This window comes from Streptosporangium subroseum (genome assembly GCF_900188345.1).
GTDB classification, from domain to species: Bacteria; Actinomycetota; Actinomycetes; order Streptosporangiales; family Streptosporangiaceae; genus Streptosporangium; species Streptosporangium subroseum.
This window is the reverse complement of sequence record NZ_FZOD01000127.1, coordinates 1-7,898: the sequence shown is the minus strand read 5'-3', so window position 1 is coordinate 7,898 and position 7,898 is coordinate 1. Positions and strand designations below refer to the sequence as shown.

Annotated in this window: 7 protein-coding genes and 1 rRNA gene; 1 reads left to right on the top strand and 7 read right to left on the bottom strand. The window is 65.9% G+C overall.

Features of this window, described 5'->3' with window-relative positions; genetic code table 11:
- The 6 genes from CHC08_RS47045 to CHC08_RS47020 form a co-directional block, all read right to left on the bottom strand.
- A 16S ribosomal RNA gene (locus CHC08_RS47045) occupies positions 1 to 79 on the bottom strand; the annotation flags it as partial.
- A gap of 819 nt (positions 80 to 898) precedes the next feature.
- On the bottom strand, positions 899 to 1,576 hold the full coding sequence (locus CHC08_RS47040) for a response regulator transcription factor (RefSeq protein WP_089213852.1): 678 nt from the start codon (positions 1,574 to 1,576) through the stop codon (positions 899 to 901).
- Complete coding sequence (locus tag CHC08_RS47035) at positions 1,573 to 2,877, bottom strand: sensor histidine kinase (protein ID WP_245879008.1); 1,305 nt, start codon at positions 2,875 to 2,877, stop codon at positions 1,573 to 1,575. Before CHC08_RS47035 ends, CHC08_RS47040 begins: the two co-directional genes overlap by 4 nt.
- 25 nt (positions 2,878 to 2,902) lie before the next feature.
- Entirely contained in the window at positions 2,903 to 3,685 is a 783-nt protein-coding gene (locus CHC08_RS47030; RefSeq protein ID WP_089213851.1) for an ABC transporter permease, read from the bottom strand.
- 69 nt (positions 3,686 to 3,754) lie between these two features.
- Positions 3,755 to 4,672: an ABC transporter ATP-binding protein gene (locus CHC08_RS47025; RefSeq protein WP_089213850.1), complete on the bottom strand. Its 918-nt coding sequence runs from the start codon at positions 4,670 to 4,672 to the stop codon at positions 3,755 to 3,757.
- 632 nt (positions 4,673 to 5,304) lie between these two features.
- Positions 5,305 to 5,892 carry an OsmC family protein gene (locus CHC08_RS47020; protein WP_218825847.1) on the bottom strand — a complete coding sequence of 196 codons (588 nt, stop codon included), beginning with the start codon at positions 5,890 to 5,892 and terminating at the stop codon, positions 5,305 to 5,307.
- A gap of 611 nt (positions 5,893 to 6,503) precedes the next feature.
- On the opposite strand from CHC08_RS47020, the gene CHC08_RS47015 reads away from it, so the two are divergent.
- Entirely contained in the window at positions 6,504 to 7,286 is a 783-nt protein-coding gene (locus CHC08_RS47015) for a methyltransferase domain-containing protein (protein WP_089213848.1), read from the top strand.
- A 351-nt stretch (positions 7,287 to 7,637) separates the two neighbouring features.
- Here the strand turns inward: CHC08_RS47015 and CHC08_RS50440 are convergent.
- Positions 7,638 to 7,898: hypothetical protein (locus tag CHC08_RS50440; protein WP_179282653.1), on the bottom strand; the 261-nt coding region annotated here is incomplete at its 5' end.

Below are 7,898 nucleotides of genomic sequence, written 5' to 3'. Positions count from 1 at the left end.
AAGGGCCTTTCCGCTCGACTTGCATGTGTTAAGCACGCCGCCAGCGTTCGTCCTGAGCCAGGATCAAACTCTCCAAACAATGTCTGAGAAAGTTCACCCCAGCTGAAAGCACCCACCCCTGCCGTTCCCGGCGCCGCAAATGGCGTCGGGAAGTCAGGGCGGATGTATCAACCAAAGGAATCCGTCCCCCACCAGAAGATGGGATGAACGGGGTTGTGCATCATGCACTGGCTTTTAACACACTGTTGAGTTCTCAAGAAACGGACGCGTACACCCTTTGCCAGACCCGCGGGCCTGCCATCAGGGGCGTTCGTTTTTGTTTTATTGTGTTCTTTCGTTGTGCCCTTATTCTTTCAGACCCGCTTTTTCGTGTCAAACCGGCTCATGTTCAACCATTTGACTCGATCTTGCTTGTCTTAAAGAAATTCGGGCCGCCCCGTTTCCAGGGCAACCCCTCAAACTTACTCCACCACCCGATTCATGTCGAATCAGGCCGCCTTAGGACACAAGTGTCCCAAAAGAGTGGAGATGATCAGGGAGGGTTCCGGGGACCCGGCGCTGCCGCCGTTTCCCTCGGGCTTGGTGGACTTTATGGATCCCCGGCTACCTCGTCAAATCAACCGGCCCCACCACGGTGGTTCATCCGAACCTGTCCGGCCGTCTACCTGGTCCAAGGTTGCCTTGACATCCTTGTTGCTCAGTTCTGGCTGGTTGGCTGCGGGCAGCTACTTCGGCTTCATCGTCGACGACAGGCACACGTGGCGTCCCCGATCTAGCGATCATCGACATCCGATCCCACCGACGGTGGCGTCCGGGCGGCCAGGCAGATCCGCGGCACTCACCCGAAACCCGGCGTTCTCCTGCTCTCCCTGGATCCGCGACGGACGATTGAGCCGTGTCAGGGCGACTCCCGCGCTTCGGGGGTGAGCAGTCGCCGGTTGAACGCCTCGGCTACGGCGGCGGCGCGGTCCCCCACGCCGAGCTTGGCGTAGATGTTCAGAAGGTGACTCTTGACCGTGGCCTCGGTGATGAACAGCCGGGCGGCAGCCTCACGGTTGGTGTTCCCGGCCGCCACGAGTTGGAGGACCTCGAGTTCCCGCTGGCTGAGCAGTTGCGGGGCGGGCGTTCTGACCCGGTTCATCAACCTCGCCGCCACCGAGGGGGACAGGACGCTCTCGCCCTTGGCGGCGGCCCGCGCACCTCGCAGCAGATCCTCCCGGGGAGAGTCCTTGAGCAGATAGCCGGTCGCGCCCGCCTCGATCGCCGGCAGTACGTGGGTGTCGTTGTCGTAGGTGGTCAGGACCAACACGCGCGCGGTGACGCCGAGCCTGGTTAGCTCGGTGATCGCGGTCAGCCCGTCCATGCCCGGCATGCGCAGGTCCATCAGGATCACATCGGGCCGGAGCTCCTGGGCGAGCCGTACGGCCGCGGCGCCGTCCGCGGCCTCGCCCAGCACCTCGAATCCGGGCGCGGAGGCGAACATGCTGCTCAGGCCGTCCCTGACGATGGGATGGTCGTCCGCGATCAGCAGCCGGATCGGAGTCTCGGCTGCCGGCGTGGTCGTGCGATCGGTCATGCGTGGCTCCCGGCCGGCAGGGTGGGGACGCAGGCCGAGATCCCGGTGCCGACGCCGGGCTCGGACTCGATCCGCAGACTTCCCGACAGCCCTTCGACGCGCTGTCGCATGATGGCCAGGCCGAACCCGCCCCCGCCGGACGGTGGCCGCGACACGCCGTTTCCGGCCGTGCCGGCTTCGAGACCCGCGGGATCGAAGCCCCTGCCGTCGTCACGCACGTCCAACGCCACCTCGTGTTCCAGATAGGACAACGTCACCCCGACTCTCGTCGCGTGCGCGTGCTTGGCCACATTGGCCAACGCCTCCTGTGCCGTGCGCAGCAGCGCGAACTCGGTCTCCGGTGCCATCGGCCGCACCGTGCCGGTCGTCGTGACCTGGACGGCGAGCCCGTGCAACACCGACCACCGGTCGGCGACGTCGGTGAGCGCGTCGCCCAGGCGCGCGGTTTCCAGTGGCTCGGGCCGGAGCGCGTCGACCGAGCGCCGGGCCTCCGCCAGACTCTCCCTCGCCAGCCCCTTCACGGCGTCGAAGGGGCGGCGCCACGGCGCCGGGACCTCGTGGATCTGCTCGGCGGCCTGGAGTTGCGTGATGATCCCGGTGAGCCCCTGCGCCAGGGTGTCGTGGATCTCGCGAGCCATCCGCTGACGCTCGTCGAGGACCCCCGCCTCCCTGGCCTGGGCGAGCAGCTGGGCGTGCAGGCCGGCGTTCTCGGCGAGACTCGCCTCCAGCAACCGGTTCGTCCGGCTCAGCTCGGCGAGGGCCTGGACGCGCTGCTCTCTCTCCTTCTCGGCGAACTGGAGGAACCAGGCGGTGCCGCACATCATGACGATGTTGACGACAACGATGAGCACGGAGATCGTCACGCCGAGAGCGGTTGTCTTGGGCACGTCGGATGCCTGTGCGGTACCGGCCACGACCGCTGTGGTGGCCACGCCCAGCAGCCGCCACGGCCAGCGGAGGATGGTGAAGGCGTAGATGTAGGGGGCAGGGGTGAACAACGCGAACGCGGGGTCCCGCGCCACCAGGACCGCGGTGATCGTCAGCAGTCCGGTGAAGAACACCCCCATGATCAGTGGCCGCTCCCACCAGGCGGGCCGCAGGGTGAACATGACGAGTATCCACCCCGTGGCCAGCCCGCACAGGCCGAGGTCGATGAGCAGGGAGTCGCCGCCCGCCGGCTGTTCCGCGATCACCTTGAAGACGACGAGGGCGGCCAGCAACGCGTACGGCACCACGGTCACCAGCAGAAAGGGGGGTCGTCCCTGCGACGCGATCCAGGGTCTTGGCATCTGCCCGCTCACATCCCCTCCTTCCGCCCCGCGCCTGTTACCAACGGAACCAGCGGACCGCGGCAACCGAACATATGATCGCGTAGCCCGCCAAGGTCAACAAGGGCTGGGCGGACGGGAAATGGCCCTGGTAAGAAGCCTCCTGGAACACCTGCATGCCCGCGCCGAGGGGGGTGTAGGGGCTGATGTTCTGCAGCAGCGGGGGCATTTGCGCGATCGGCACCCAGAGCCCGGCGAAGAACATCATCGGGAAGAACAACACCGTGCCGATCGCCGTGGCCGGGCCACGCCCAGGGGCCAGCGCGGTGATCAGCAGGCCGATCGAGAGCAGCGCGGCGGCCGCGAGCAGCCAGCCGACGGCGAAGCCGGCGAGATTCTGCGGCAGGCGGACGCCGAAGCCGAGCCTGGCCACGGTGAGAAACAGGACCACCGCGACGAGCGCGATGGCGAGGTTGGCCACGAGCTGGGCGGCGAGCACGCGGGCCGGGCCGATCGGCGTGGTCCGCATGCGCCGTAGCACGCCGTTCTCACGGTATCCCGCGAGTATCGTCGGCAGGGCGGTCAGGGCCAGGATGGCCAGGTTGAACAGGATGATGACCGGCACGTAGAGGTCGAAGTACGTCAGATCGCCGTTGGCTTCCACGGGCTCCCCCAGGGCGGGGACGTTGCCGAGGATGACCAACAGGATCAGCGGGAAGCCGACTCCCCAGAGGGGGCCGGTCTTTTCGCGGATGCAAAGCTTGATCTCGGCTTTGGTGAGCCTCCACGTCGCGGAACCGCGGTTGGCGGCGACGGGGGCGGCCGTGTTCAGGATCGACATGAGTATGGCTTCCTTTCCATGGGCGGGCTGCATCGGTTCGGATCACTCGGAGTGCTCGGATCACTCGGATCACGAGGTGGCATCGGGGCGTTTCCCGGTCAGCTCGACGAACGCGTCCTCCAGGCTCGCCTGCTCGACGCGCAACCGTTCGGCCACGATCTGATTGCGGGCCAGTACGGCGGTGACCGCGTTGAGCGCGTCGCTGTTGCCGCTGACGATGACCGTCTCGCCCCGGCGGGTGACGCTGGAGACTTCGGGCAGGCTCGTCAGCAGTCCGTCGTCCAGCTGCCTGGACGGGCGGAACTGGATCCGTTGCTCGATACGGGCCCGCTCGGCCAGGCCGGCCGGGGTGTCCACCATGACAACGCGGCCCGCGTCGATCAGCGCCACCCGGTCACACAGCCGCTCGGCCTCTTCCATGAAGTGGGTGACCAGCACGATCGTCACCCCGCGGGAGCGCACGTCCTCGATCAGGTCCCAGGTGTCGCGCCGTGCCTGCGGGTCGAGGCCGGTGGTGAGCTCGTCGAGTATCGCCACCTGGGGGCTGCCGACGAGCGCCAGCGCGATGGAAAGCCGCTGCTTCTGGCCACCGGACAGCTTGGCGTACCTGGTCTTCGCCTTGCCCGCCAAGCCGAGGCCGTCCATCAGCCCGCGCCAGTCGGCCGGATTGGGGTAGAAGGAGCTGTAGAGCTCCAAAGCCTCGGCGACCTCCAGCCGCTCCTGGATCTGCCCTGCCTGCAACTGCACGCCGAGCCGCCGGGTCAGCTCGGCGTGGTCCCGGTGGGGATCGAGCCCGAGCACCTTGATCTCGCCCCGGTCCGGCACACGGAGGCCTTCGATGCACTCCACGGTCGTCGTCTTGCCGGCGCCGTTCGGGCCGAGGATCCCGAAGATCTCGCCCTCCTGAACGGTGAGCGAGACATCGTCGACCGCGACATTGTTCCCGTAGCGCTTGTGGAGATTGCGTACCTCGATGACCGGTGGCATGCGCGTGTCCTCTCGGGCTCAGACCCTGGTGGCTGGCTATGTCCAGCCTTCTATGCCGGCACTCATTCCGACATTGACCGGTGGACGGGACCTGACTGTCGTCCGGTGGTGGAGTCGGCCCCACCGAGTGGTGGTCGCGATCCACCGATCGGTGGATTGCCACCCGGACGAGGGGAACGGAGAGTCATGGAACCGGTCTCCCCGAAGGCGACGAGTTCCGGCGCGTTCTCCCGAGGAGAGAGCCGGCTGGAGTCGCTCCTTGTCAGGGTCGCCTCTGAACGGAACCTCTCTGATCGTGACCGCACCCCCTTGGGCTGCTTCCGTCAGGGCTTTCAGAGCTCTCGTGAGGCGATCCGGAACAATGCGGAATTCGGATCCCGGCGTGGATCGGAGGACCATTCACCTCGGCAGGGAAGGACTGCTTCCTGAATATGCGAGGCCGCTGCTGTCACTGGAGATCAAAACGCCCCGAGCCGTGATCGGCTCGGGGCGTTTGTGCTGCTCAGATGAGACGGTCACTTGTGTACCCCACGGCCTCGGCTTTCCGAGCCGCATCGACGATGTCCAGCTGAAGGTTCGCGCCCGTGCGCTGCGGGAGCCGAGGGCCGAGCTTCGTCCGCTCAGCTCCTCGATCAGGCGATCTTCAGCGCGGTGACCACGGGGACAGGTCGCGCCAGCGTATCCCGCACGGGCGATCGCTGCTCGACAGCGGCTATCAGCTCGTGCAGTTCCGAAGGGTCATGACCTGGCGCATCCAAGGTCACCAGCACACGGACCTCGCTCGCCCCCACCGGGGTGTCGCTCTCCATCCCCAGAAAGCGCCGCAGGTCGAAGTCCACCTCGACCTCGAGCGCCAGCGATCGCACCTCGATTCCCCGGACCGCGGCGTTCGCGGCCAGTGTCACCGCGTAGCACCCCGCCAAGGCCTGAGCGATGTACTCGCCCGGCGAAACCGCCGTGTCCGTACCAAGCAAGGACGTCGGTTCATCGCTGGACATACTGAACCGACCAACGCGCGACTCGTCGATTTCTTCGCCCTGACGAAATGCCCCCGTCGTAGAGTCGAGCCGAAACTCTCCGGCCCATTCCCCCACAACCGAGAACGTAACCTGAGCCGTTCTCGGGTTTCTTTCAACTGCCTCGACGGTTGCCTTGAGAGCGCTCAGGTCGGGAATTTTCGATCTATTCATATTGGCCTTTCCGTGTTCGCGATCAAGCATTCCTTGATGTCGGCGACATCAAGAAAACCGTCTCGTCAGAACCATTTCGGCGAAACCGAGATCGCGTCACTAGGAACAACCCAAGGATTTTCTCCGACAGACCGTGCGATCCCACATCCCGGTCAGCCGCCCGCACCACCACTCTCACGGTGGCGACGAGCGCCCTTGAGACGACACGAGCGGTGCCGGCCGGGGCCGACCGGAGAGTCGCAGCACGGCCGATGGGCCGACCGGTGCGATACGGGCCGCCTCGAGGACGGAGAGAAAGTCATCCTCCGGAGTTCCAGGATACGAGTCCGCCATGACCTGCTGAAAGGTGGTCCATCGGTCTGCCGCTGAGCCACCAAGAGATGCGGCCGACGGCCCGGCGGAGACGTGCGGCGGCCCGGCGGCGTGACGGCCTCCGCGGGTGCGGCCCGTACCCGTTCGGACCGGTGCAAATTTTGCCCGGGCTTTGCCCCCCCGGGGCACACGCTGACTCGCTGATTTCCCCACCCGTCGGGCGACCCCCATGGCGGCCTCGCACAGCACCTCGACCGGTCATATGACGGCGTGTGACGGAACCCGTTTAGGCGACGGACTCTGCGATTTAGGGTTTGTAGTATCGAGAGATGCCCAATTTTCAATTCGATGAATACGGCGCCCAGGACATCGACCGCACCTATGCGGGTCCTGATATTGCGGCACAGCGGGAATACGTGCTGTCATTGCTCGGCCTGCGGCCGGGAGAGCGCGTGCTCGATATCGGATCCGGGCCAGGTTATCTGGCGGTGTCGATGGCACAGGCGGTGGGCCCAACGGGGGCGGTACACGGGATGGATCCGAGCCCGGCGATGAACGCCATCGCCAGGGCTCGTGGCGCGGACATACCGTGGCTCCGTATCGACGACGGCGATGCCCTCGCGCTGCCGTACAGCGATGACACGTTCGACGTCGCTGTGTCGACGCAGGTCTACGAGTACGTGGCCGACATGCCGCGGGCGCTCGGCGAACTGCGGCGTGTACTGCGTCCGGGTGGGCGTGCCTTGATCCTCGACACGGATTGGGACACTCTCGTGTGGCACACGGCCGACCGAGAGCTGCACCAACGCGTGATCAAGGCGTGGGAGGAACACCTGGTACACCCGCGCCTGCCACGGACGCTGGCCGGCCTGCTGCGCCGTGCCGGATTCACCGTCACCGGGCAGGGGGTGCATGTGTTGTTCAACCCCGAGCTGACGGAGGATTCTTTCAGCGCGAGCAGCATGAAGACAATCGCGGAGTTCGTTCCGGGCAGGCAGGGCCTGAGTGAGGCGGACGTCGCCGCGTGGCTCGCCGACCTGCGCGCGCGAAACGACGAGGGCGACTGGTTTTACAGCGTCAATCGGTACGTGTTCATGGCGACGGCACCGTGACCTTCTCTGCCGCAGGCTCCCCACACCGAGGCCACTGAAGTGCCCCCAGCCTCGTCCAGAACGACCGCGAAGCTCCGAGACGCCTCACTAGCAGTCATCACCTTCATAAATCAGACCGATTGATTTTTGGTGGGGATGCCTCGATCACACTTACCGGTCGCCGGACACCCTGGCAGCACAGGATGAGAGCCTCACGCGGTGTTTCCCCGTTTCCCCGTCCGGAGGAACGGCCCGTCGCTTCCGGACCATGTCTGGTGGAGTGGTGTCGGCCGGTGGAAGGATCGGCCGGATTGCTGATCCTTCTGCCGGGGCGTTCTTGGGATGTGGCGCGCGTCGCACCGTCACCGGGGTTCAGAAGGAGTGGCCGTAGTAGTTGCCCCAGTCGAAGTCACGGTTGTTGCCCTCGCCGATGTGGGTGCGGAAGCCGTCGAAGCCGCCGCGGGCGCTGATGTTGAACTTCCACTCGCCGTGACCGCCTGTGGAGAACCGGCGGGTGTGCCAGCCACCGTTGTCGTGGTAGCTGAAGTCGACGTAGGTGTTCTGGCGGTCACGGTCGTGGTCGCGGGCCTCGATGTCGAAGTAGTAGCGACCGCCGGAGTAGTACCAGTAACC